Genomic DNA, 25,679 nt, shown 5'->3' with positions numbered 1-25,679 from the left:
GCCCGTCTAAGCGTAAGCGCAGCGTAGCTTCATGACTTCTTGGTTAATCTCTTTGACTGTATCGAAATGACGTTTTTCAGCTCGCTCTGGGAGAATCAGCTTCCCATTGTCAAACTCAAATTTGCCGATGCCGTAGATGTAAATTCTTCCCTTAAAAAGTCGGCTTATATGTTTAGCAATCATTCCTGGTGTATAGCGCTTGAACAATCTCATACCTAGTCCTTAATACTTCTTTTCGACCCATATTCTACGAAATATGACCTCGTAAAAATGTGATAGTTCGAATGTATTGTCGTTTTTATGTTGTCAGTTTAGATATTTGTGCTGCGATAGACAGAATTCATCAGATATATAAACTTTGTTGTGATTTAGTGCTCAAATCCGTTTTGAACCTAATATCACCAAAGATGCCGATAAGATGGCAAAGCTTTATGACATAAATAAGGATAGTGGAAAATGAAATGAAAGGATCACTACAAGGTAATAAAATTGTAAAAAAAAAGCCCGCATCAACGGCGGGCGAATTTGTCACAGATGCATAACACAAAAGTGGATTGGCTTGTTCTTGGAGTAACGAAGCCAGTGGACTCACTTTCTCAACCCAGGGAGATGGAATGAAAAGCCATATTGGGCTGACAGATTTAGCCTATCTGAATTGCACGTTGGTGACTATGTATTTAGATAAGATGAATAGTTATATGTTATCTTTTATTGAAATACTGAGTGCCCGATCGAAGAAAAATGTATAACTATGTAATGTGTTGTAGCTAAATGGGGTGTTGTAGTCTGCCACGTCTAGTCTCGGCAAATTGATGCCCAACGCGCGTTGCATAGTTCGACAAGATCTTGAAGATCAAGTGCTACCCCTGCCATATTGTTACCACTGCTGATGGTGACAAACGGAGCCGTTTTGAGGACAGGGTCGATAAAGATCTCCATGGTTGAACCGAGTAACAATGGTGTAACGGTACCAATGGAGTAACCAGTAACTTGTTCAACCTCTTCCTTTGAGAGGCAGGTCATACGTCGGCAGCTAAGAATGGCTCTTACTTTCTTTGGGTCGGCACTTCTATCCCCTGGCACACAAGCCAGCGCTAACAGTCCCCCCATATCTTTAAAAGCGATACATTTCACCATTTGAGAGGACTGAATCCCACGCTGCTTTGCCGCATCTTCGACAGTGGTTGCTGGGGTATCGTGGTGAAGCACTCGATAAGCAACGCCTCGCTTATCGAGGTGTTGAGTTATAGGTGTAGAGAAAGGTTCCATTGCTCAACCGGTTACTCTTCTTCTAAAGAGTAAGGCAGAGCCTCTATCGTCCAAAGTTGCTCTGAGTCACCCGCTGTACGGAACTGAGTGTCGGCATCTAGATTGTTTGGAAGAACAATTAGGCCGATCACTGTTCCATCATCAAACTGGAAGTGATTCATCAATGAGCCCACGTTGCGCCAGTTTTCACCGACACTGCGCTCCAAGTCGAATGTTGCAGCTTCAGCTTGAGTCTCGATCCCAGCACAGGAACGGATACGATAAGTTGCGCGCTTATTCATGCCTCGGTACTTAGCTCGAGCGACCGTCTCCTGACCTGTGTAACACCCTTTGTTGAAGCTAATCGCATCCAGTGCTTGTAGGTTGAATGCCTGAGGGATTTGCTCAGCTTGGTTTTCAGTGGTGATTGCAGGTAGTGCAGCTTCTATATCAAATCGCTGCCAAATGGACTCTTTGACCCGCACAGCGCCATCTAGGCTAACAAGTAGCTCATCGACTTTGTCTGCTTTCACTAACAGCAACCAGCGCTGTGCTTCGAGTTCAACAGCGCTACCTAGGTCATTGTGTCGTACACTACCTTCACCAGCAAAATGTTGGTTTATCCAAGCTTCCGCCTCATGGCCTAGTATACCAAAGGCGATATCTTGGCTAAGTTCAATATTAACTTTAGAGAACACAGCATATTTTTTAAGCTCTGTCAGCGCGGTATCAATGGCTGAAAGAGGTTGGAAAAGTGCATAGCCTTCTGCATGATGAAATAGGCGGAAGATACTCCATACCTTACCCTTTGCATCACAGTGTGCGCCCAGAGTCGCTTCATTTTGTCCAAGAGACACCACATTACAAGTCACTTGTCCGTGTAGATAGCTTTTCTTGTCATCGCCAACCAGAGTAATTGCGCCCCAAGATGCAAGGTGGGTAAGCATCAAAGCGGGTAGTGATTCCTGTCCAGCGTGAGCGGTAGAATTAAACGTGTTTTGCCAGTCCATAGTTGCGACCTAATGTGTTGTTCTTAATTGAGTTGTATCATAGCTCAAAGAAAATCGGTTGGCAGCATTAGATGTTCCATCTGTTCGTTGATGGTTTGTTTACAGTAGTCCTGATTACAAGAGCCCGTTTCCAATGCTTGGCGTTAATTTGTGACAGAGGTAAATACATAACGTGATTTAGGTGCTAGATGACAAGGTTGTTGCTTGGTACACTCGAAGTTAAACAGAAGTTATCGGTGAGGAATACCAATGTACAGTGCTGAAGAAAAAGCGCGCATTAAATGGGCATGTCGTAGAGGGATGTTAGAGCTTGATGTTGTCATTATGCCGTTCTTTGAAGAGTGCTTTGAAGGGCTTAACGAACAAGAGCAAACAGAGTTTGTTTCATTACTCGAGTGTGATGATCCAGATCTGTTCACCTGGGTAATGGGACATGGCCGCAGTGAAAACCTTGGTCATGCAAGCATGGTTGATAAGATTGTGGCTCACAACCTAAGTAAAGTGCGTTGATCGCACCCATACACTTAAGTCTTTCCCCAAGTCGAGTTACCCATATTATTTCTTGTTGCCTCTGGTGCGCGCTAATATGGGTAGCTACATTTTCTCCCGCGCCACTGCCGATCTCTCTTTTCTTAATCGCTTTATTTGTTAACTATCAACGATCTGGCGTAGCGATTGCACAACATGCTACTCATTCGATCTCGATTTATGAAGGAAACAGAGCCACCATCGATGAACGTCAGTGTTTTCTTGTCGGCGTCGATACATTGTTCTCATTTCTCTATTTAACTTTAGTGTTCAACGATAAATCGTCAGTACGGGTTTGGCGAGACTCTGTGGAACAGGCGCAGTATAAGAAGTTGCTACTTTTGGCTAGGCTGGATAATCACAACCCAAATGACTGGCTTGATCAAAAATAGGAGCCGTAGCTCCTATTTTTCGTTCGGGTTGAGTTCCTAGTCCTTTTTATTCGGATCTAGGATGGTTGGTCCACTGTTTTCCTGCATATCAGGGTAATCTAGTGTGTAGTGCAGACCTCGGCTCTCCCTACGCTGCATCGCACAGCGAACCATCAGCTCAGCGACTTGTAGTAGGTTACGCAGTTCAAGCAGGTTGTTAGATACCTTAAAGTTGCTGTAATAATCGTGCGTTTCTTGCTGTAGAAGCTGAATACGGCGCAGGGCGCGCTCTAAACGCTTAGTGGTACGTACAATACCGACGTAATCCCACATAAATAGGCGCAGCTCGTGCCAGTTGTGTTGAATGACAACTTCTTCATCAGAGTTAGAAACTTGGCTCTCATCCCATGCAGGCAGAGATGTTGGCATCTCAACGCTATCAATATGAGTTACGATGTCCTTCGCAGCAGACCAAGCATAGACGACACACTCCAGTAATGAGTTCGATGCCATACGGTTGGCACCATGGAGGCCTGTGTAGCTGACTTCACCAACCGCATAAAGGTTTTCAAGGTCCGTACGACCACTCTGATCAACCATGACACCACCACAAGTGTAGTGTGCTGCTGGGACGATAGGAATCGGTTCCTTAGTCATATCAATGCCAAGATCTTGCAATCGCATATTGATCGTCGGGAAGTGCTTTTCAATAAACTCAGCTGGCTTATGGCTGATATCAAGGTACATGCAATCTGCACCAAGACGCTTCATCTCAAAGTCGATAGCACGAGCGACGATATCACGAGGAGCAAGCTCTTCACGCTTGTCAAAGTCGGGCATAAAGCGTGAGCCATCTGGTCGACGCAGGTATGCCCCCTCACCACGGAGTGCTTCTGTGAGTAGGAAGTTACGAGCATCAGGGTGGAACAAACAAGTTGGGTGGAATTGGTTGAATTCTAGGTTTGCGACACGGCAACCTGCACGCCAAGCCATAGCTATACCATCACCAGAAGAGACATCCGGGTTAGAGGTATATTGGTAGACTTTTGAAGCGCCACCCGTTGCTAGGACCACGTATTTGGCGCGTACGGTCTCGACGCGTTCTTCATTTCGATCCCAAATGTAAGCGCCAATGATTTTATCTTTCTTGCCGCCAATTTTGTCTTCAGTGATCAAGTCTAACGCGTTGTGACGCTCAAAGATTTCAATATTTGGGTGAGCATTCACGTTGTCTTGCAGAGACGTTTGCATCGCCATGCCTGTAGCGTCAGCCGCGTGCAAGATACGACGATGGCTATGGCCACCTTCGCGAGTAAGGTGGTATTTTGGCTCTTCGTCGCTGTCATTATCCATGCGATCAAACGGCACACCGCCGTCGATTAGCCACTGAACACACTCTTTACTGTTTTCTGCAATGAATTGAACGGTGTCTTTTTCACACAAACCTGCGCCGGCAATCAGAGTGTCATCGACGTGAGACTCAATGCTGTCAGACTCATCAAACACCGCTGCGATTCCGCCTTGGGCGTAGAAGGTTGCCCCTTCACTGCGAGGCCCTTTACTTAAAACGATAACCTTACCGTACTCCGCCACGCGAAGTGCCAACGATAAACCTGCAGCGCCACTACCTACCACCAATACATCACATTGGTGTTCTTGGTTTGTATTCATAAAACTATTCTATTCCTGACTAATATGAGAGCGTTGTTGAAAGTGCTCACATTTATGACGTGCGAACTTTGGATATTGTCCTGAAAAGTCGCATGATTTCGTCATATCGACGCTTCTCTATGCATTAAAAACGTCTGGCTATTGCAATTCTGATGCGTGACCCTCATTCTTCTGAGAGTTCTTATATTTAGATTACATCACATTACAGAATACGATTGATAAAAAAATTAGAAACTTTTTGAACTTTCTAATTTTCGTTTAGTCACAATAGTGCTCAAGTAAACAGTGGTGTCAATACTACAATTTGCATAATTAGTGCTCATATCTGAAAGGTACGAGTAAATAACAATAGGAGTGTACGCTCGAATGAACGAGCAGTTGACCGATCAAGTATTGATTGAGCGAGTTCAGAGCGGAGATAAACAAGCATTCAATTTGTTGGTTTTGAGATACCAAAATAAAGTCTGCAACCTTATTTCTCGCTATGTGAGTAATTCTGGAGATGTGGCGGATGTCGCCCAAGAGGCATTCATCAAGGCCTATCGCGCTATACCTAACTTTAGAGGGGAGAGTGCGTTTTATACCTGGCTTTACCGGATTGCTGTGAATACTGCAAAAAATCACCTTGTTGCCCAAGGTCGTCGACCACCAGCAACAGATGTTGATGCTGAAGAAGCTGAATTTTACGAAACGAGTAGTGCGTTAAAAGAAATATCGAACCCTGAGAACCTGACGTTGTCCAACGAATTGAAGCACGTTGTGTTCGAAGCGATTAATGCGCTTCCGGAAGATTTAAAAACTGCAATGACCTTGCGAGAACTCGAAGGCTTGAGTTACGAAGACATTGCTGAAGTGATGGAATGTCCTGTCGGGACGGTTCGCTCACGTATATTTAGAGCGCGTGAAGCGGTAGAGAAGAAAATTCGTCCCTTACTATAAATCGTATTGGATAAACTGCTGACTACCAAACGTGTGTAACTTAAATGGATTAGCTTTTGACAGTGGCGGTAATCCCACTGTTAATCACAATTAACAGGTCTGAAATGACCTCACATATGGTGAAAATAATGGCTGACAAAGAAAAGCTTTCAGCACTCATGGATGGAGAACTGATCGACAAGGCACTGATTTCAGAACTTGAAAACAGTCAAGACGATCAACAAACCTGGAAGAACTATCACTTGATTGGTGATGTGATGCGCGGTGAAGCGCCAGCAAAACCAGAGTGGAATATCGCTGAGAGTGTTGCCGCGGCAATTGAGCTAGAGCCAACTTATGGCTCAGAGACAACTCAACAGGCTGAGGTTGTTCCCGCGGTTGAGGCTCAACCAACGCCAAACGAAGCGAAGAAAGGTTTACCAGCTTGGTTTACTCAATTCGGTCAAGTGGCGATGGCTGCGTGTGTATCAATGGCAGTGATTATTGGTGTTCAGCAGTACGGTGGTGAAGACTCTGTATCACCAAATAACGACATTCCAGTACTACAAACCGTTCCATTTGCTGGTAGCGTTGAGCCTGTAAGCTTGACTCGTGAGTCAGTAAACCCAGCTCAACCTCAGCACAATGAAGCAAACCTGCAAGAACAACGTCGTCGCATTAACGCCATGCTGCAAGACTATGAATTGCAACTTCGTCTTAACGAAGAAGTAAACGATATAGACGTTGTAAAGTCGGAAATTGAATGAAGAAAATCCTGATCAGTGCACTGACACTGTTCAGCTTGATGACAGCTCAAGCCTCAGCAGAAGAATTATCGACTCAAGAGAGTTCTGCCGAGGCTTTGTTGCATCAAATGAACGAAGCCAGTCAAAACCTTAATTACGAGCTTTCTTATATTCTCATCAAGAAAAATAGCATAGAGCCTCTTGTTTATCGCCATGCTCGTAATGAACAACAACATCTAGCACAGCTTGTCTATCTTAGTGGCCCTGTAAGAGAGGTGATTCGTCGTGGTGACGAGATCAGCTACATCGAACCGGGTGTTGAACCTTTCTCTATTGCCTCTGGACATATGGTTGCGCCTTTAATCCCAATGATACATTCGGATATTGAGGAGTTAGTGCCTTACTATGACTTTGTTCGTTTAGGTCGAGCAAGAGAAGCGGGTGCTGCGACTCAAGTTGTGCGCGTCGTACCAAAAGATGGCTTGCGTTATTCCTACGTTCTTTGGGTTGATGAGAAAACCCATCTGCCATTGCGTGCGGATCTGGTTGATCGCGATGGTGAAATTTTAGAGCAGTATCGCACCATATCTTACGTGGTGAATGATCAAATTAAAGATGCGTTAGCGGGTCTTAACCAAGTACAACTTCCTCAAGTGCTTAGCTTGCCTAAGAACGAGACTAATGAGATGGATTGGAGCGTAAGTTGGGTACCGGATGGTTTTGAAGCCAGCGATCCAAATCGCTATCGCATGGTCACAACCGAGCGTATGGTTGAAACCCAAATGTTTAACGATGGTTTGTTCAATTTCTCGGTGTATATCTCTGATAAAGATAGCCATTCGTTGAAAGGGCAGCTTGTTCGTCAAGGTCGCCGCACTCTGCACAGCTTTGTTTCGGGTGAGAAAGAAATCTCAGTTGTCGGTGACATTCCACCTGCAACAGCCAAACGCATTGCTCAATCTATTCAGTTCTCATTACCTCAAACTAATAACAATGAGGCTAAGGTAACCACACCATGATGACCGCAATGGCCACGGTGACGGCTGTTGAATCTGCTGGCAAGAAATTTAGGGTCTCTCTGAGTTGCCAGCAGGAGACCAGTTGTTCAAGCTGCTCTTCTCAAAAAAGCTGTGGTACGGGAATTGTATCGAAAGCGGTCGGCAACAAGTCATTGATCTGGCACCTGACGACAGCTCAATCGGTGAAAGCCGGTGATCAAGTCGAAATTGGCTTTCCGGAAAAGAGCCTCCTTAGCTCGGCTGCGTTGGTTTACCTTGTTCCTCTATTTATGTTGATACTCGGTGCATCTATCGGCCAGCTTGCCCTAATTCCATGGCTGAACCAATTGACTGGATTAGATCTGGGTGAAGGCTTGGTAATACTGACCTCGGTATTATTCTCGTTAGGTGGTTTCTTCTTTGCTCGAGCCAAAGCCCGAAGACTGGAGCAAGATTCCAAAGAGCAGGTAGTCTTGATTCGCGTATTCGGTGAGAAGCTGCTTTAATTTATAATGCGTTGTACCTAGAAATTGGGTAGAATCTGCCAACTTGATTGAAATGCCATCGATGTATGGCATTTTTACTATCCCTTTTTGCAAGAGTTTAGTCACACCAAAACTATGAAGCACATTCGTAACTTTTCAATTATTGCCCATATCGACCACGGCAAATCAACCCTATCTGACCGTCTAATCCAAGTTTGTGGTGGATTAAGCGATCGCGAAATGGCAGCGCAGGTTCTTGACTCAATGGACCTTGAGCGTGAACGTGGTATCACGATTAAATCTCAGAGTGTGACACTCAACTACACAGCAAAAGATGGTGAAACATACCAGCTTAACTTCATTGATACCCCAGGACACGTTGACTTCGCATACGAAGTATCACGTTCTCTAGCGGCGTGTGAAGGTGCTCTTCTAGTAGTTGATGCAGGCCAAGGTGTTGAAGCTCAAACCCTTGCAAACTGTTACACCGCGATCGAAATGGATCTTGAGGTAGTACCAATCCTAAATAAGATCGACCTGCCAGCGGCAGATCCAGAGCGTGTTGCTGAAGAAATCGAAGAGATCGTAGGTATTGATGCGATGGAAGCAACGCGTTGTTCTGCGAAGACCGGTCTAGGTGTTGAAGATGTTCTTGAGAACATCGTAACCGCTATTCCAGCGCCAGAAGGTGATCCAGAAGCACCACTGCAAGCGCTAATCATCGACTCATGGTTTGATAACTACTTAGGCGTTGTTTCTCTTGTACGTATCAAAAATGGCGTGCTGAAGAAAAATGACAAGATCAAAGTAATGAGCACAGGCCAAGTTTGGGGTGTAGACCGTCTAGGTATCTTCACGCCTAAACAGGTTGATACTGATGTACTCCAAACTGGCGAAGTAGGCTGGGTTGTTTGTGGTATTAAAGACATCTTAGGTGCACCTGTGGGTGATACCCTAACGTTAGCAAAAGGCGGTAGCGATACTGCACTTCCTGGTTTCCAAAAAGTAAAACCTCAGGTATACGCGGGTCTATTTCCTGTATCTTCTGACGATTACGAAGCATTCCGTGATGCGCTAGGTAAACTAAGTCTGAACGATGCATCGCTATTTTACGAGCCAGAAAACTCAGCGGCACTCGGTTTTGGTTTCCGTTGTGGCTTCTTGGGTATGCTCCACATGGAGATCATCCAAGAGCGTCTTGAGCGAGAGTACGATCTAGACCTAATCACAACTGCACCAACGGTAGTGTACGAAGTTGAGAAAACTGACGGCGATATCCTGTACGTTGATAGTCCAGCAAAACTACCAGCAGTCAATGACATCGAAGAAATTCGTGAGCCAATTGCTCGTTGTAACATCCTAGTACCATCTGAGTACCTAGGTAACGTAATCACACTATGTGTTGAGAAGCGTGGTATTCAGGTTGATATGGTTTATCACGGTAACCAAGTAGCGGTTATCTACGATATCCCGATGGCAGAAGTGGTACTGGACTTCTTCGACCGTTTGAAGTCAACATCTCGCGGTTACGCATCACTGGATTACAACTTCCAACGCTTTGAACCATCAAACATGGTTCGTGTAGATGTATTACTTAACGGCGACACTGTTGATGCATTAGCAATGATCACTCACCGCGATCAGTCGCAAACTCGTGGTCGTCAGCTAGTTGAGAAGATGAAAGAGTTCATCCCTCGTCAGATGTTCGACATCGCGATTCAAGCTGCAATCGGTAACCACATCATTGCACGCTCTACGGTTAAACAGCTGCGTAAAAACGTAATCGCGAAATGTTACGGCGGTGACGTGAGTCGTAAGAAGAAGCTGCTTAAGAAGCAGAAAGAAGGTAAGAAACGTATGAAGCAGATCGGTAACGTTGAACTGCCTCAAGAAGCGTTCCTAGCTATTTTGCACGTCGGTAAAGACTAATTTGTTGGGAAGTAACCCAACAATATAACTAAATTAAGTGAAAGGGTTCCGGCTCTTTCACTTTCGTATTTTTGAGATAAGGGAAGTCAATGGCGAACACATTTTCACTCATCTTAGTGATTGTAACTCTGGTCACGGGTGTGGTTTGGGCTCTTGAGAAGTTGGTATGGGCGAAAAAACGTAATGCTCAAATTGACGAAGTGGAAGCACAAACTAATGGTTTAGAGCGCAGCGAGATTGAAAAAGCCGTTGCCCCTCAGCCTTGGTGGGTTGAAAACAGTGTCTCTATTTTCCCTGTTATCGCTTTTGTTTTGGTTTTGCGCTCATTCATTTATGAACCGTTTCAAATTCCATCAGGCTCAATGATGCCAACCTTGCTCGTGGGTGATTTCATCCTAGTAGAGAAATACGCTTACGGCATTAAAGACCCTGTGTGGCGAACACAACTGGTTGAAACGGGTAAACCAGAGCGTGGTGATTCAGTTGTATTCAAATACCCACCGCAACCAAGCATTGATTACATTAAACGAGTGGTTGGTCTTCCTGGCGATACTGTGCGTTACTCTGGAGATAAAGAGTTGTGCATTCAGCCTAAAGGTTCATCGACTTGCCAAGCGGTAAAACTGAGCAATGTAGAGAAGAGTCCGTTTATCCAAGACGGTATTCCTCTTGTAGAAATGACTGAGCATCTAACGGAAGAGTCTCATCAAGTTCTTGTTAACCCACTGCGTCGTGATCGCGTTAGCGCGTATCAACCGCGCCCGGGTGTGAACGAATGGGTAGTACCTCAAGGTCAGTACTTTGTTATGGGTGATAACCGTGACAACAGTGCAGACAGTCGCTACTGGGGCTTTGTTCCAGAAGCAAATCTAGTCGGCAAAGCGGTCGCAATTTGGATCAGCTTTGAATTCGAACGAAGTGCAGATAGCTTCTTGCCTTCGTGGATCCCAACTGGTGTGCGTTTCGACCGCATCGGTGGCATACATTAATCGAGAGAGTATGAATTCTCCTATCAGTAAATTAGAAAAGAAGATCGGCTACGAGTTTAACAACGCCGATCATATCCACTTGGCGCTGACTCACCGCAGTGCCAATGGTAAACACAATGAACGTCTTGAGTTTCTGGGCGATTCAATTTTAAGTTTTGTCATTGCAGATGATCTTTACCATCGTTTCCCGAATGTAAACGAAGGTGATATGAGTCGTATGCGTGCAACTCTTGTACGTGGTCACACGCTAGCAGAGCTTGGCCGTGAGTTTGAGTTGGGAGATTACTTAAAATTAGGTCCAGGTGAGTTGAAGAGTGGTGGTTTCCGCCGTGACTCTATCCTAGCGGATGCAGTTGAAGCGATCATCGGTGCTATCTATCTTGATAGTGATATCGAAGTGGTACGCGGAATCGTATTAAGCTGGTACCAGACTCGTCTAGATGCGATTCAACCAGGCGTGTCTCAAAAAGACCCGAAAACTCGCCTGCAAGAGTTCTTGCAAGGTCGTAAAAAGCCACTGCCTGCGTATACAGTGACTAATATTAAGGGTGAAGCACATAACCAACAGTTTACTGTTTCGTGTGTAATCGCTGGCGTGGAACAGCCAGTAATTGGTAAAGGCACCAGTCGTCGTAAAGCGGAGCAAGCGGCAGCTGAATTGGCACTGGAGAAACTGACCAATGTCTGATGATAACCAAGAATTCGATCTCGACGCGTACTTTGCAAACCAGCAACAAGCTGATGTGCCTGAAGTAGCCGAGATTGCTGAAGAAGATCAACACTGTGGCTTTGTTGCGATTGTTGGTCGCCCAAACGTAGGTAAATCGACCCTTCTAAACCAACTATTGGGTCAGAAGATTTCGATTACCTCGCGTAAACCACAGACAACTCGTCACCGTATTATGGGTGTAGAAACGGAGGGGGCTTACCAAGCAATCTATGTTGATACTCCAGGACTTCATATCGAAGAAAAGCGCGCGATTAACCGCTTGATGAACCGTGCTGCGAACTCATCTCTGAGTGATGTAAACCTAGTTCTGTTTCTTGTCGATGGTACACACTGGACGGCAGATGATGAGATGGTTTTCAACAAACTGGCTAAGTCGAACTTCCCAGTAGTTCTGTGTGTCAACAAAGTGGACGTGGTGAAGGATCGCAACGACGTGATGTTACACATGCAAGAGCTTTCTCAGAAAATGGACTTTGTTGATGTTGTGCCAATTTCTGCGAAACACGATAAGAATATTGATGTATTGCGTAATCATGTACGCGAGCATTTGCCACAGGCTGTTCATCACTTTCCTGAAGAGTATGTAACAGACCGCTCTCAGCGCTTTATGGCATCTGAGATCATTCGTGAAAAGTTAATGCGCTTTACTGGTGAAGAGCTTCCTTACTCGGTAACCGTTGAGATTGAGCGCTTCGATTACAACCCGGATACTGATGGATTCCATATCAACGCCTTGATCCTAGTTGAACGCCTAGGTCAGAAGAAAATGGTGATTGGTAAAGGTGGCGAGAAGATCAAGACGATTGGTCGTGAGGCTCGCCTTGATATGGAAGACCTATTTGAGCGTAAGGTGTTCCTAGAAACTTGGGTTAAAGTGAAATCAGGTTGGGCAGATGACGAACGAGCACTGCGTAGCCTAGGTTACATTGATGACTTAGAGAACAAATAACTCTAACAAGTTAGAATAATAAGGAGCTTCGGCTCCTTATTTTGTATGTAATAAATGGTAGGTATATTGATTGGCTACGTCTTCTGAAGGCTTACAGCGTTGTTTCGTTTTACATCGTCGACCATACAGTGAGTCGAGTTTAATCCTTGATGTTTTTAGCGAAGAGTACGGGCGTATTACCTTGATGTCTAAGGGCGCGCGCAGTAAACGCTCTAACCTGAAAGGGGCACTGCAACCGTTCACGCCTTTATTGCTCAAGTGGTCTGGTAATGGCTCTATGAAGACCTTACGACAAGCAGAGCCCATTAGTTTAGGTCTGCCACTGAGCGGCATTAGTTTGTATTCGGCCATGTATGTCAATGAGCTGATAAGCAGAGTGCTGGTGGCTGAAGTTCCGTTTCCTGCGCTATTTCATGATTACCTGAATGCTTTGACGGAACTTGCGCAAAACGCCAACCCAGAACCAGCCTTACGTCGCTTTGAATTAGCGATATTGTCGGCAATGGGCTACGGAGTAGATTTCCTACATTGTGCAGGTACGGGCGAGCCCGTTGACCCTAAGATGACCTATCGCTATCGCGAGCAGAAAGGCTTTATTGCCAGTGTGAGAAAAGACAATCTGACCTTTTTAGGTGGAGAGCTCATCGCGATAAGCGAAAGGCGCTTTACAACCCCTGAACAACTAAAAGCGGCAAAACGCTTTACACGTATAGCCTTAAAGCCGTATCTTGGCGGCAAACCTTTAAAAAGTCGGGAATTATTTATAAGTATGATTCCCCGAGCACGGAGTATTGAAAAATGAGCTCAATCCTACTAGGTGTAAATATTGACCACGTAGCAACCTTACGTAATGCACGTGGTACCAAGTACCCAGATCCTGTACATGCTGCTGAGATTGCTGAGCGTGCTGGTGCTGACGGTATCACTATCCACCTACGTGAAGACCGCCGCCACATTAAAGATCGTGATGTACGTATTCTTGCTGAAACCATTCAAACTCGCATGAACCTAGAGATGGCTGTGACGGATGAAATGGTACAGATCGCGCTAGACACTAAGCCAGAGTTTGTGTGCCTCGTACCGGAAAAGCGTGAGGAGCTAACGACTGAAGGTGGTTTAGACGTTAAAGGTCAATTTGAGAAAGTAAAAGCGGCAACTGAAAAGTTATCCGCTGCGGGTATTAAGGTATCGCTGTTCATTGATGCTGACCGTGAGCAAATTGATGCGGCGAAAGCATGTGGTGCACCTTTCATTGAGCTTCACACTGGCCACTATGCCGATGCTGAAACGGAAGAAGATCAGCAAGACGAGCTGAAGAAGATCGCTGCAGGCGCGAGCTATGCAGATGATCTTGGTATCACGGTTAATGCCGGACACGGTCTGACTTACCACAACGTTGGTCCAATTGCGGCTCTACCTGAAATCTACGAGCTGAACATTGGCCACTCAATCATTGGGCGCGCTGTATTTGATGGTTTAGACAAAGCCGTTGCGGATATGAAAACGGCGATGCAAGTAGCTCGTCGTTAGGCAAATGGCTATCGTTGGACTCGGCACCGACATCGCTGAGATTGAGCGCATTGAAAACGCGCTCAATCGCACCGGCGCGGCTTTCGCGAAGCGAATTCTAACTCAGAATGAATTAACAGCGTTTGAGCAGCTTAAGCAGCAGGGACGATTCCTCGCTAAACGCTTTGCTGCTAAAGAAGCGGCGTCTAAAGCTTTAGGCACAGGCATCGCCGCGGGTGTTACCTTTCACGACTTTGAAGTCAGCAACGATGAGCGCGGTAAACCATGCCTAAACCTAACGGGTAAGGCGAAAGAGTTCGCGGTCAGCATGGGGGTGACATCCACGCATATTACGATTTCAGATGAACGCCACTATGCTGTGGCGACGGTGATCTTCGAGAGCAATTAGCCCCTAGATCTTTAGTACCTAGTTTTGGGTTTTTCAGGAACTAGGTACTATTTTTATCTCTGAACTCTACTCATTCTCTTGCAGATACAACTTCGCAGTAACCAATACCTTATCCATCTCATCTTGGATCTCAAACAACTCTGGCTCGATATCTTCAACTGAAGATCCTGAGCGCAATAGCTGTTCGATGGTCGCACATACCTTCTTCAATCTTGGAACGCCACAGTATGAGCAGCTACCATGCAGCTTATGAACAAAGTGGATCAACTCTTCTGCTGAGTACTTGTCTGTATCAAGGGCATCTTCTGTTGCCTGGTAGACCTCAGGGATAAACTCTACCAGCATCTGGAGCATCTCTTTCGCAAGGTCTTCTTTATTCGCTGATTGTTTTAGGGCAGCCTGCCAATCGATGATCACATCGGTTGTCGATTGTTGCTCCGCAACGGACTGTGGTTGAGTTGTTTGAGTGCTGAGCTCTAACTTATCGACTTGATCAGAACGGGTATGCGGACTCCAGTGCACCAATACTTGCTGCAGAATATGTTCTTCGATTGGCTTAGTGAGATAATCGTCCATTCCTAAACCAAGCAGCCTTTCTCGCTCACCTTCCATTGCGTGAGCTGTTACAGCAATAACTGGTGTATCGTTGTTGAGTTCCAGCTTCTTGATCTCTTGGCATGCACTAACCCCATCCATTTGTGGCATCTGAATATCCATTAGAATGATATCAAACTTAGTCTCTTTGGCTTTTTCGACTGCCTGTAAGCCGCTTGTACAGGTAACAACGGTATCGACACGCTCGGTAAGGAGTGCGCTAATCAACTTGAGGTTAGCTGGGTTATCGTCAACTGCCATGACCTTAATTGGTATCACCTCGGTATTGGGTTGCTCAATGACAACAGGCTCCAGCACTTCTTGCTCATTGATTAGCAGACTTTGCAGTAATTTCTTACGCGAAAGAGGCTTAGTAATACACTGAAGCTGATGATTCTTATTGAGGTACTCACCAAATGCCAGCTCTGTACTTGGGATGGCGACAATGACTTCTGGGGCGATCTGATTTGCCACCTCTAACCATTTATCTATGATCTCTGGATCGCATTTTTGGCTTGGCGACAAGCTGACTAATACATAGTCGTGGGACTGGGCATCTTCTGGCATTGTTGAGCGGTAGGTAACGAAGATCCCCTCATTCACCAGTTGCTGCTGAATCACAGACGCCGCTTGCATGTTTGGCTCAACCAGCAGTAGCGATTTATTCGCAAGACGGTGGGTATCCAGCTCTTGAATTGGCATGTTGGTCGCGTGGATACGAATCGTGAACCAGAATGTAGAGCCTTGGTGGAGGCGGCTGGTTAGACTGATCTCGCCACCCATTTGGCTCACCAACTTCTGGGTGATTACTAGGCCTAAACCAGTACCACCGTAACGACGTGAGATACTTGCATCGGCTTGGCTAAACGCTTGGAAAAGCTGCGCTTGTTGGCGCTCAGAAATACCAATACCAGTATCTCGAACCATGAATTGCAGCTCAAGTGCATCTTCCTGTTGAGAACGTAGTTCAACGCTGATATCGATGTTGCCGCGCTCAGTAAATTTGATGGAGTTACCAACCAGGTTGGTAAGAACCTGTTGAATGCGTAGTGGATCGCCAATGACACCGGTTGGGATCTTAGGGTCAACCTTAATAGTTAGTTCCAAGCCTTTTTCGTGTGCGCTGGTGGCCTGAAGGTTTACTACCTCTTCGATGGTTTCTTGGATCTCGAATGGAATGTTTTCGATCAGCAGCTTACCTGCTTCGAGCTTAGAGAAATCAAGAATATCATTGATGATGCTTAGTAGATTATTGGCCGAGCGCTCAATGGTTTGTAGGTAATCGACCTGACTGGCATTGAGGTTGGTTTTTAGCATTTGACGAGTAAAGCCAATCACCCCGTTAAGTGGCGTTCTTAGCTCGTGAGACATGTTTGCCAAGAACTCAGATTTCACTCGAGCAGCTTCTTGCGCGCGCTTTTTTGCAATATCAAGTTCAACGTTCTGAATCTCTAGCTGCTCTAGTGTTTCTCGTAAGTCAGACGTTGCTTGGTCGATACTGTGCTGCATCTCAACATGGTATTCAGAGAGCGAGATCGCCATGGCGTTGATACCACTTTTAAGAGAGTCTAGCTCACCATGCATTTTCCCCTCAATTCGCACATCTAGGTGACCACGGCGGATGCGGTCTACCATGTTTTTCATATGTGTAATCGGGCGCGTCACATCTTGCATTAACTGATAGGCGAAGATACTGGAGAGACCAATACCTAAAACTAGCACCATAAAGGCAGAGAAGATCTCTTGGTATTGTTGCAGGCGTAGCGAAGAAAGATCGAGCTCAATGGCAATATAGCCCAAAACTTGATTATTGCTTGCATCGATCGCACTGGAGACTATCTGGGTCTCTGTCAGGATTGGGGTGCGGAGGATTAGGGTATTATCCACTAGCTGAGAATCACTAAGAAGAGGGATTTCTTGGCTAGGGTCGTAGGTTAGGGTTTCAAAGTTAGGGTGAAAGTTTGAGGTAACAAACAAGTCGTGATTGGAATCAAATACCGCGATACTGCGGACAAAGCGAGAGTTCTTGCGGTGGGCAAAGCTGATCAGTCGCCTAACCGATTCACGATTGTTTGCAGAAAGTCCCTGACCACTGGCAATGGCTAGCGGTTCTATAATACTGGTGCCGGCTGTGACCACCTGCTTCTCGAGATCGTTATAGCGATTCACCGAGAAGAAGGCGCTAAGTATCAGTCCGATAATAAGAGTCGGGGCGAGGGTAAGCGTAATTACGCGAGCTCGTAAGCCATATCTTGTCATGTCTGTTTATTGTGTTCTGGATATGGGAAAATAGGACCAATCGAGATTAGTTCGCTATCTATATAATGGTGATAGCTTAATCAAGTCAGCTCTGTTCGACAATCTTTGTGGCGAATAATCACGGGCTGACCATAAACTTAGTCATATTCCTCAATCAATTTCCCTTTAAAGGCTCATTTGCATGGCTCGCAATTCCACCCCTAACTTTTATCAACCTAAGAAAAACAAGAATGTTCAAACTAAGCATCAAACCTTAGTGATTGAGCGTTTGGACAACCTAGGTGCCGGTATCGCCTTTCAAAATAAGAAGCCAGTGTTCATTGATGGTGCATTACCCGGAGAAAAAGTGGTGGCACAGATGACTGAATCAAAGAGCAAGTTTGCACGTGCTAATTTGATTAAGGTGCTTGAGAAAAGTAATGATCGTGTTGAGCCATTTTGCCCACACTACAATGAGTGCGGTGGTTGTAACATGCAGCACCTGAACCATGACAAGCAGATAGAGTCAAAGTCACAAACTCTCAGTCAACTGTTCGTGAAATTTGCTCATGAGAGCATACCATTAGAGTCACCTATTCTATCTCCGGAGCTCAAATACCGTCGTCGAGCACGCGTTGCTTTGTTTGTGGACAAGAAGAATCGTCAATTTCAGTTTGGTTTCCGCAAAAAGCAGAGTAAGCAGATCGTCAATGTAGAGAACTGCCCTGTATTGGATGAGCGTTTAAATGAGATGTTACCTGAGCTAAGAGCCTGCTTGAGCCAGTTTAAGAACCCTACGGACTTGGGGCATCTAGAGCTTATTTTTGATGGTCAACAGCGTATTGTCATGCTCAGACATCTCAAACCTCTGGTAAACAAAGATAAACAAGCGCTGCTTGCTGTGTGTGAAAAGTACCAAAGTGCGCTGTTTTTAATGCCAACCAACGATACGTTAGAGCAAGTGTCTGGGCAGGTGTGCTCTTACTCTGAAACTTGCTTTCCTATCGAGTTTCAACCGAATCACTTTATCCAAGTTAATCAAGAAGTGAACCAGAAAATGGTGGCTCAAGCATTAGATTGGTTGGATCTTAAAGCGACAGACCGTGTGCTAGACCTATTCTGCGGAGTAGGAAACTTTACAGTTCCAATGGCGAGTAAAGTTGAGTCTGTTGTTGGCGTTGAGGGTATTGATGCTATGGTTGAGCAGGCGAGCCAGAACGCTGAGGCAAACCAGTGTGACAATGCTAAGTTTTATCAAGCCAACCTAGAGCTTCCATTGGTGAATCAAGAGTGGGCGAAAGATAAGTTCAATAAGATTTTACTCGATCCTGCACGAGCGGGAGCAAGCGGTATTGTGGATCAGTTGTCAGAATTAGGTGCTGATCAAGTCGTGTATGTGTCATGCAACCCTGCAACCTTAGCACGTGATAGTCAAAGCATCCTTGAACAAGGATTTGAGCTCAAAAAACTGGGCATGATGGACATGTTTCCACACACCAGCCATTTAGAATCAATGGCTCTATTTGTTAAGAAATAGGCTTTATGTAAATTTGATGCAGATTTTATACGGTAAGCCTGTCACCGCAGGCTTCATCACGGTATGATTCTCTCACTGAGTTCTCTTGGTAACATACGTTTATCGAGACATTACGGATAATAAGAATAACTAGGATAAGTTAGATGGTTGCGGTACGAAGTGCTCACTTAAATCAGAGCGAAGAGTTTACGTTAGAGCATTGGATTGCTGAGCTTAAACAAGACACGAAAACATCCAATAAGCTGACGAAGGTGTACCAAGAGTGTGCGTCCTTGGTCGCAGACAAAGAAGACGGTGAGCTTCTTCTCTGGCGTGGTCGAGAAATGAATGAAATTCTCGTTACCCTGTCTATGGATCGTACCACCTTAATTGCCGCACAACTTTTCCCTGTCGTTTCTGCGGGCTATTACGATAAAGAACTGCTTATCGAGAATCATGGTAAAGAGATTGCCAAGATGATCGAGGGTGTCGATGAGATGGCTGCATTGGGTCAACTTAATGTGACACTTGAGGGCAGCGCTGCTTCTTCCCAAGTTGATAATGTACGTCGCATGCTACTAGCCATGGTGGATGATTTCCGTTGCGTGGTTATCAAACTGGCAGAGCGCATCGCGAACTTGGTTGAGGTGAAGAAAGCACCAGAAGAGGTACGCCAAGCTGCAGCGAAAGAATGCGCTAACATCTATGCACCACTCGCTAATCGTCTCGGTATTGGTCAGCTTAAATGGGAAATGGAAGATTATGCCTTCCGTTATCAACAACCCGATACCTATAAACAGATCGCTAAGCAGCTTTCTGAGCGACGCATCGTTCGTGAGCAATATATAAAAGACTTTGTTGATGACCTTACCTCTGAAATGAAGGTATCGAATATCAATGCTGAGGTCAGCGGCCGTCCCAAACATATCTATTCTATCTGGCGTAAGATGCAGAAAAAGAGCTTGGCTTTCGACGAGCTTTTCGATGTGCGTGCTGTACGTATTATCGCAGACAAGCTGCAAGACTGTTACGCTGCTTTAGGCGTGGTTCATACTAAGTATAAGCATCTGCCTAGTGAGTTTGACGACTACGTTGCTAACCCAAAGCCGAATGGCTATCAATCTATCCACACGGTCATTCTTGGTCCTGAAGGTAAGACGATCGAAATCCAGATCCGTACCAAGCAGATGCATGAAGAGTCTGAACTGGGTGTTGCGGCTCACTGGAAATACAAAGAAGGTGGCTCAGGCAGTCGCAGTGGCTACGATGAGAAAATCACTTGGCTGCGTAAGCTGCTCGACTGGCAGGAAGAGATGTCAGACTCTGGTGAGATGTTGGACGAACTGCGTAGCCAAGTATTCGATGATCGAGTGTATGCCTTTACGCCACGTGGTGATGTGGTCGACTTACCGATGGGAGCGACACCACTCGATTTTGCGTATCACATTCACTCGATGGTCGGTCACCGCTGTATCGGCGCTAAAGTTGCGGGTCGTATCGTTCCGTTTACCCATAAGTTAACAATGGGTGATCAGGTAGAGATCATCACACAGAAAGAACCTAATCCATCACGAGATTGGCTAAACCCTTCATTGGGATTTGTTCACTCTGGCCGTGCTCGTGCCAAGATCAATGCCTGGTTCCGTAAGCAAGGTCGTGAGGGCAATATCGAGGCTGGTCGAGAAATCTTAGAGACTGAACTCGCTAAGATCGGCGCAACAATCAAAGACGCTGAACAATACTCTCTCAAACGCTTTAACGTTAACTCTACTGATGAACTATACGCCGGTGTGGGTAGCGGTGACTTGCGTATTAACCAAGTGATTAACCACATCAATGCGTTGGTTAACAAACCAACAGCAGAAGAGGAAGATCAACTTGCGCTTGAGAAGCTGCAAGAGTCGAGTAATAAAGCGACTCAAAATCGACCAAAGAAAGATGCGATTGTGGTTGAGGGCGTTGATAACTTGATGACGCACCTTGCACGCTGTTGTCAGCCAATTCCTGGTGATGAGATTGCCGGCTACATCACTCAAGGTCGCGGTATTTCTGTGCACCGTGCTGATTGTGAACAGCTAGAAGAGCTGCGTCACCATGCGGCAGAGCGCATCATTGATACGGTTTGGGGAAGTGGCTTTATTGGCTCGTATGTTCTGAAGTTGCGTGTTGAAGCGCTGGAGCGCAGTGGGCTACTGAAAGACATTACCTCGCTATTGGCGAATGAGAAGGTTTATGTGACGGCGATTAAGAGTCGTGTTGATTATAAGCGTCAGGTCTCGATCATGGACTTCGACTTAGAGTTGACAAATACCGAGGTTCTGGCGCGAATCATTACTCGAACAGAGCAGATCAAAGATGTGCTATCAGTGAAGAGACTGGGTTAGTTTTTTACTCGGTGAAAGTATTGGAAATAAATGAATAGATTAGAGGTGAGTAGTTTTCTGCTCACCTCTATTTTTATTAATGGGTTAGGAGAGTATTGCTTGTAGAAGTAGTACTCCCCATCTACGACAGAGCTGGAAGTTAACTTATGAGCCACCCAATCGAGCAACTTGAACAAATTATGGCAACCCTACGCGACCCTCAGGCTGGTTGCCCTTGGGATATCAAGCAGACCTTCGACACTATTGTGCCGCACACTATTGAAGAGACTTACGAGGTGGTGGATGCGATCCAAAATCGCGATTGGTCGAATCTTCAAGAAGAATTAGGCGATTTGTTATTCCAAGTGATTTTTTATAGCCAGATGGCGAAAGAGCAGGGGCTGTTTGATTTTTCTGATGTGGTAGAGACAGTCAATGAAAAGCTGACTCGTCGTCACCCACATGTATTCTCAAATATTGAGTTTGAGGATGAAGCCGCCATCAATGTCAACTGGGAAGCGGAGAAACAAAAAGAGAAAGCCGAATTAGGCAAAAAAGAAGAAAGTATTCTAGACTCAATACCAAATTCTCTACCCGCTCTTTCTCGTGCCACAAAGATCCAGAAGAAGTGTGCCAAGTTTGGTTTTGATTGGGACACGCTAGGACCCGTGGTCGAAAAAGTGCAAGAAGAGATAGAAGAGGTAATGGAAGAGGCCTTACAAGTTACGCCTGACCAAGAGAAAATAGAACTTGAGTTAGGGGATTTGCTATTTGCAGTGGTGAATTTTGCACGCCATCTCGATACAAATCCGGATGTGGCTTTGTCAAAAGCAAACCTTAAATTTATCCGTCGATTCAAGGGGGTAGAGGGGAAAGTGTTTGCTCAAGGAAAACAACTTCAAGATTTTACTTTGGACGAGTTGGACGTAATGTGGGATGAGGTTAAAAGGGAAGAAAGAACCGAGACGAGTTAAAAACTGGTGCTTAGTTAGGCAGCCGACTTTGATTTGAAGCAAAAAATAAAAAATTGCAGTGTGATAGATTTCACGTTGTGGCGTTAAGGGTCTTCTGGTATATTTTCGTCCCGTCCAGAAGAATTCCATTTCCCTCATTCAACCAATTTCAGGTTAAACATGACGACAAATTACATTTTTGTTACTGGCGGGGTTGTATCCTCTCTAGGTAAAGGTATTGCAGCAGCATCTCTTGCGGCTATTTTAGAAGCTCGTGGTCTTAAAGTGACTATGATGAAGCTTGACCCTTACATCAACGTTGACCCAGGCACAATGAGCCCAACTCAACATGGTGAAGTGTTCGTCACGGAAGATGGCGCTGAAACTGACCTTGACCTTGGTCACTACGAGCGATTCATTCGCACCAAGATGACTAAGCGTAACAACTTCACTGCAGGTCGTGTTTATTCAGACGTTCTAGCGAAGGAGCGTCGCGGTGATTACCTAGGTGCAACGATTCAGGTAATTCCTCATATTACTAACTCGATCAAAGACCGCGTAATCGCTGGCTCTGAAGGTCACGATGTAGCAATCGTAGAAGTTGGTGGTACTGTTGGTGATATCGAATCACTACCATTCATGGAAGCGATTCGTCAGCTTGCTGTAGAACTAGGTCGCGAGCGTGCGATGTTCATGCACCTAACGTTAGTTCCTTACCTAGCAGCTGCGGGTGAAGTGAAAACGAAACCGACTCAGCACTCTGTTAAAGAGCTACTGTCTATCGGTATCCAGCCAGATATTCTAGTTTGTCGTTCAGATCGTATGATCCCAGCGAACGAACGTAAGAAGATTGCCCTATTCTGTAACGTTTCAGAAAAAGCAGTTATCTCAATGAAGGACGTAGATTCAATCTACAAGATCCCTCAACTAATCAAGTCTCAAGGCCTAGATGACCTTGTTTGTACTCGCTTTGGTATCAATGCTCCAGAAGCTGATCTATCTGAGTGGGAACAAGTAATCTACGAAGAAGCTAACCCAACGGGTGAAGTGACTATCGGTATGGTTGGTAAGTACATCGAACTTCCAGATGCTTACAAATCAGTAAACGAAGCACTTAAGCACGCAGGCTTGAAAAACCGTCTAAACGTAAACATTAAATACGTAGACTCTCAAGACGTAGAAGCGAAAGGCGAAGAAGCCCTAGCGGGTCTTGATGCTATCCTAGTTCCTGGTGGCTTCGGTGACCGTGGTGTTGAAGGTAAGATCGCAGCAGCGAAATTCGCGCGAGAGAACAAAGTTCCTTATCTTGGCATCTGTCTAGGTATGCAAGTTGCACTGATCGAATACGCACGTAACGTTGCGGGTATGGAAGGTGCGCATTCAACAGAATTTAACAAAGAGACCAAGTACCCTGTGGTAGGCTTGATCACAGAGTGGGTTGATGGCGAAGGTAAAGTTGAAGAACGTACCGCAACCTCTGACCTTGGTGGTACTATGCGTCTTGGTTCACAGCTATGTCACCTAGAAAAAGGTACTAAGGCGCGTGAACTGTACGGTAGCGCGACGATTCACGAACGTCACCGTCACCGTTACGAAGTAAACAACGTACTTCGTCCGCAAATCGAAAAAGCGGGCCTAAAAGTTTCTGGCCTGTCTGCGGATAAGAAGCTAGTGGAAATGATTGAAAATACAGACCACCCATGGTTTGTTGCAGCTCAATTCCACCCAGAATTCACATCAACGCCTCGTGATGGTCACCCATTGTTTGCAGGTTTCGTGAAAGCTGCGGGTCAAAATTCACGCGGCGAATTTGAAAAGTAAAAAGGATACGGGCGGCTGCGAAGGTTTGCTGCTGCCCATTTAATTTCGACATTTATATTTGAACGAGAGGAAACATCAATGTCTAAGATCGTTAAAGTTCTAGGTCGTGAAATCATCGATTCACGTGGTAACCCAACTGTAGAAGCTGAAGTACACCTAGAAGGCGGTTTCGTAGGTATGGCTGCTGCTCCATCTGGCGCATCTACTGGTTCTCGCGAAGCTCTTGAGCTACGTGACGGTGACAAAGCACGTTTCCTAGGTAAAGGTGTTCTTAAAGCTGTTGAAGCTGTAAACGGCGAAATCGCTACAGCTCTAACTGGTAAAGACGCTAAAGACCAAGCTGCAATCGACGCAGTAATGATCGAGCTAGACGGTACTGAGAACAAATCTAAGTTCGGTGCTAACGCAATCCTAGCTGTTTCTCTAGCAAACGCAAAAGCTGCTGCAGCTGCTAAAGGCATGCCTCTATACGAGCACATCGCTGAGCTAAACGGTACTGCTGGTCAGTTCTCTATGCCTCTTCCAATGATGAACATCATCAACGGTGGTGAGCACGCAGACAACAACGTTGACATCCAAGAGTTCATGATCCAACCAGTTGGTGCTAAGACTCTTAAAGAAGCTCTACGTACAGGTGCTGAAGTATTCCACAACCTAGCTAAAGTTCTTAAGTCTAAAGGCTACAGCACTGCAGTTGGTGACGAAGGTGGTTTCGCTCCTAACCTTAAGTCTAACGCTGAAGCTCTAGAAGTTATCGCAGAAGCTGTTGCAGCTGCTGGTTACGAACTAGGTAAAGACGTTACTCTAGCTATGGACTGTGCTGCATCTGAGTTCTTCGACAAAGAAGCTGGCATCTACAACATGAAAGGCGAAGGTAAGACTTTCTCTTCTGAAGAGTTCAACCACTACCTAGCTGAGCTAGCAAGCAAGTTCCCAATCGTTTCTATCGAAGACGGTCTAGACGAGTCAGATTGGGATGGCTTCAAGCACCAAACTGAACTACTAGGTGACAAACTTCAACTAGTAGGTGACGATCTATTCGTTACAAACACTAAGATCCTTGCTGAAGGTATCGAGAAAGGCGTAGCTAACTCTATCCTTATCAAGTTCAACCAAATCGGTTCTCTAACTGAGACTCTAGCTGCAATCAAGATGGCTAAAGACGCAGGTTACACAGCAGTAATCTCTCACCGTTCTGGCGAAACTGAAGATGCAACTATCGCTGATCTAGCGGTAGGTACTGCTGCAGGTCAAATCAAGACTGGTTCTATGAGCCGTTCTGACCGTGTTGCTAAGTACAACCAACTTATCCGTATCGAAGAAGCTCTAGGTTCTAAAGCTCCTTACAACGGTCTTAAAGAAGTTAAAGGTCAAGCTTAATTCTTAGCTGAATAAGTTTAACTTACGCTTTAAATGCCTCGCTTCTGCGGGGCATTTTTTTCTTTATAGATAACTAGAACGCTGCGCTTGTAGAAGACTAGATATCTAGACCGTGGGCTCCAAGGTCGAAAAAGGGTTGACACCAAAGGTCAAACCGCCAAAATTCTAGCTCTCTAGCTCTCTAGCTCTCTAGCTCTCTAGCTCTCTAGCTCTCTAGCTCTCTAGCTCTCTAGCTCTCTAGCTCTCTAGCTCTCTAGCTCTCTAGCTCTCTAGCTCTCTAGCTCTCTAGCTCTCTAGCTCTCTAGCTCTCTAGCTCTCTAGCTC

General features: G+C 45.5%; 22 protein-coding genes. 17 read left to right on the top strand and 5 right to left on the bottom strand.

The annotated features are described in order from the left end of the window. Positions 1-6: 6 nt before the first annotated feature. From DPF91_RS17385 to ygfZ, 3 genes are all read right to left on the bottom strand, one after another. Positions 7-213, bottom strand: coding sequence for a DUF1107 domain-containing protein (locus DPF91_RS17385; RefSeq protein ID WP_117235718.1), 207 nt, complete (start codon positions 211-213; stop codon positions 7-9). Positions 214-795: 582 nt separating this feature from the next. Then, on the bottom strand, positions 796-1,269 hold the full coding sequence (locus DPF91_RS17380) for an aminoacyl-tRNA deacylase (RefSeq protein ID WP_117235717.1): 474 nt from the start codon (positions 1,267-1,269) through the stop codon (positions 796-798). An 11-nt stretch (positions 1,270-1,280) separates the two neighbouring features. Beyond that, complete coding sequence (ygfZ, locus tag DPF91_RS17375) at positions 1,281-2,258, bottom strand: tRNA-modifying protein YgfZ (protein WP_117235716.1); 978 nt, start codon at positions 2,256-2,258, stop codon at positions 1,281-1,283. A 249-nt stretch (positions 2,259-2,507) separates the two neighbouring features. On the opposite strand from ygfZ, the gene DPF91_RS17370 reads away from it, so the two are divergent. Further along, a complete protein-coding gene (locus tag DPF91_RS17370) occupies positions 2,508-2,768 on the top strand; it encodes an FAD assembly factor SdhE (protein ID WP_117235715.1) in 261 nt (86 codons plus the stop codon). Positions 2,769-3,214: 446 nt separating this feature from the next. Here DPF91_RS17370 and nadB read toward each other — a convergent pair whose 3' ends face one another. After that, positions 3,215-4,828 carry an L-aspartate oxidase gene (nadB, locus tag DPF91_RS17365; protein WP_117235714.1) on the bottom strand — a complete coding sequence of 538 codons (1,614 nt, stop codon included), beginning with the start codon at positions 4,826-4,828 and terminating at the stop codon, positions 3,215-3,217. A 366-nt stretch (positions 4,829-5,194) separates the two neighbouring features. On the opposite strand from nadB, the gene rpoE reads away from it, so the two are divergent. From rpoE to acpS, 11 genes are all read left to right on the top strand, one after another. Beyond that, entirely contained in the window at positions 5,195-5,767 is a 573-nt protein-coding gene (gene rpoE / locus DPF91_RS17360) for an RNA polymerase sigma factor RpoE (RefSeq protein ID WP_117235713.1), read from the top strand. A 128-nt stretch (positions 5,768-5,895) separates the two neighbouring features. Continuing rightward, positions 5,896-6,513, top strand: coding sequence for an RseA family anti-sigma factor (locus tag DPF91_RS17355; protein ID WP_117235712.1), 618 nt, complete (start codon positions 5,896-5,898; stop codon positions 6,511-6,513). After that, complete coding sequence (rseB, locus tag DPF91_RS17350) at positions 6,510-7,511, top strand: sigma-E factor regulatory protein RseB (protein WP_117235711.1); 1,002 nt, start codon at positions 6,510-6,512, stop codon at positions 7,509-7,511. Before DPF91_RS17355 ends, rseB begins: the two co-directional genes overlap by 4 nt. After that, a complete protein-coding gene (locus DPF91_RS17345) occupies positions 7,508-7,996 on the top strand; it encodes a SoxR reducing system RseC family protein (RefSeq protein ID WP_117235710.1) in 489 nt (162 codons plus the stop codon). The genes rseB and DPF91_RS17345 overlap by 4 nt, the downstream gene beginning before the upstream one ends. 114 nt (positions 7,997-8,110) lie before the next feature. Further along, on the top strand, positions 8,111-9,904 hold the full coding sequence (gene lepA / locus DPF91_RS17340) for a translation elongation factor 4 (protein WP_117235709.1): 1,794 nt from the start codon (positions 8,111-8,113) through the stop codon (positions 9,902-9,904). Positions 9,905-9,993: 89 nt separating this feature from the next. Next, a complete protein-coding gene (lepB, locus tag DPF91_RS17335; protein ID WP_117235708.1) occupies positions 9,994-10,893 on the top strand; it encodes a signal peptidase I in 900 nt (299 codons plus the stop codon). Positions 10,894-10,903: 10 nt separating this feature from the next. Next, positions 10,904-11,581 carry a ribonuclease III gene (gene rnc / locus DPF91_RS17330; protein WP_117235707.1) on the top strand — a complete coding sequence of 226 codons (678 nt, stop codon included), beginning with the start codon at positions 10,904-10,906 and terminating at the stop codon, positions 11,579-11,581. After that, complete coding sequence (era, locus tag DPF91_RS17325) at positions 11,574-12,572, top strand: GTPase Era (RefSeq protein ID WP_117235706.1); 999 nt, start codon at positions 11,574-11,576, stop codon at positions 12,570-12,572. Before rnc ends, era begins: the two co-directional genes overlap by 8 nt. A 70-nt stretch (positions 12,573-12,642) precedes the next feature. Beyond that, positions 12,643-13,374, top strand: coding sequence for a DNA repair protein RecO (gene recO / locus DPF91_RS17320; protein ID WP_117235705.1), 732 nt, complete (start codon positions 12,643-12,645; stop codon positions 13,372-13,374). Then, positions 13,371-14,102 carry a pyridoxine 5'-phosphate synthase gene (gene pdxJ, locus DPF91_RS17315; RefSeq protein ID WP_117235704.1) on the top strand — a complete coding sequence of 244 codons (732 nt, stop codon included), beginning with the start codon at positions 13,371-13,373 and terminating at the stop codon, positions 14,100-14,102. The genes recO and pdxJ overlap by 4 nt, the downstream gene beginning before the upstream one ends. A gap of 4 nt (positions 14,103-14,106) precedes the next feature. Further along, entirely contained in the window at positions 14,107-14,490 is a 384-nt protein-coding gene (acpS, locus tag DPF91_RS17310) for a holo-ACP synthase (RefSeq protein ID WP_117235703.1), read from the top strand. A gap of 66 nt (positions 14,491-14,556) precedes the next feature. Here acpS and barA read toward each other — a convergent pair whose 3' ends face one another. After that, positions 14,557-17,343, bottom strand: coding sequence for a two-component sensor histidine kinase BarA (gene barA, locus DPF91_RS17305; protein ID WP_117235702.1), 2,787 nt, complete (start codon positions 17,341-17,343; stop codon positions 14,557-14,559). Between the two features lie 181 nt (positions 17,344-17,524). Here barA and rlmD point away from each other — a divergent pair, with 181 nt between their 5' ends. The 5 genes from rlmD to eno all read left to right on the top strand — a co-directional run bounded on the left by rlmD (position 17,525) and on the right by eno (position 25,355). Next, entirely contained in the window at positions 17,525-18,859 is a 1,335-nt protein-coding gene (rlmD, locus tag DPF91_RS17300) for a 23S rRNA (uracil(1939)-C(5))-methyltransferase RlmD (protein ID WP_117235701.1), read from the top strand. 143 nt (positions 18,860-19,002) lie between these two features. Continuing rightward, complete coding sequence (gene relA, locus DPF91_RS17295; RefSeq protein ID WP_117235700.1) at positions 19,003-21,222, top strand: GTP diphosphokinase; 2,220 nt, start codon at positions 19,003-19,005, stop codon at positions 21,220-21,222. Positions 21,223-21,368: 146 nt separating this feature from the next. Next, complete coding sequence (gene mazG / locus DPF91_RS17290) at positions 21,369-22,175, top strand: nucleoside triphosphate pyrophosphohydrolase (protein ID WP_117235699.1); 807 nt, start codon at positions 21,369-21,371, stop codon at positions 22,173-22,175. A 159-nt stretch (positions 22,176-22,334) separates the two neighbouring features. Beyond that, positions 22,335-23,975, top strand: coding sequence for a CTP synthase (locus DPF91_RS17285; RefSeq protein WP_117235698.1), 1,641 nt, complete (start codon positions 22,335-22,337; stop codon positions 23,973-23,975). A 78-nt stretch (positions 23,976-24,053) separates the two neighbouring features. Then, complete coding sequence (gene eno / locus DPF91_RS17280) at positions 24,054-25,355, top strand: phosphopyruvate hydratase (protein ID WP_117235697.1); 1,302 nt, start codon at positions 24,054-24,056, stop codon at positions 25,353-25,355. Positions 25,356-25,679 lie beyond the last annotated feature (324 nt).

Source organism: Vibrio maerlii, from assembly GCF_003415655.1.
Classification (GTDB): Bacteria; Pseudomonadota; Gammaproteobacteria; order Enterobacterales; family Vibrionaceae; genus Vibrio; species Vibrio maerlii.
Note: the sequence above shows the minus strand (reverse complement) of the source record. Positions and strands in the feature narration are given on the sequence as shown.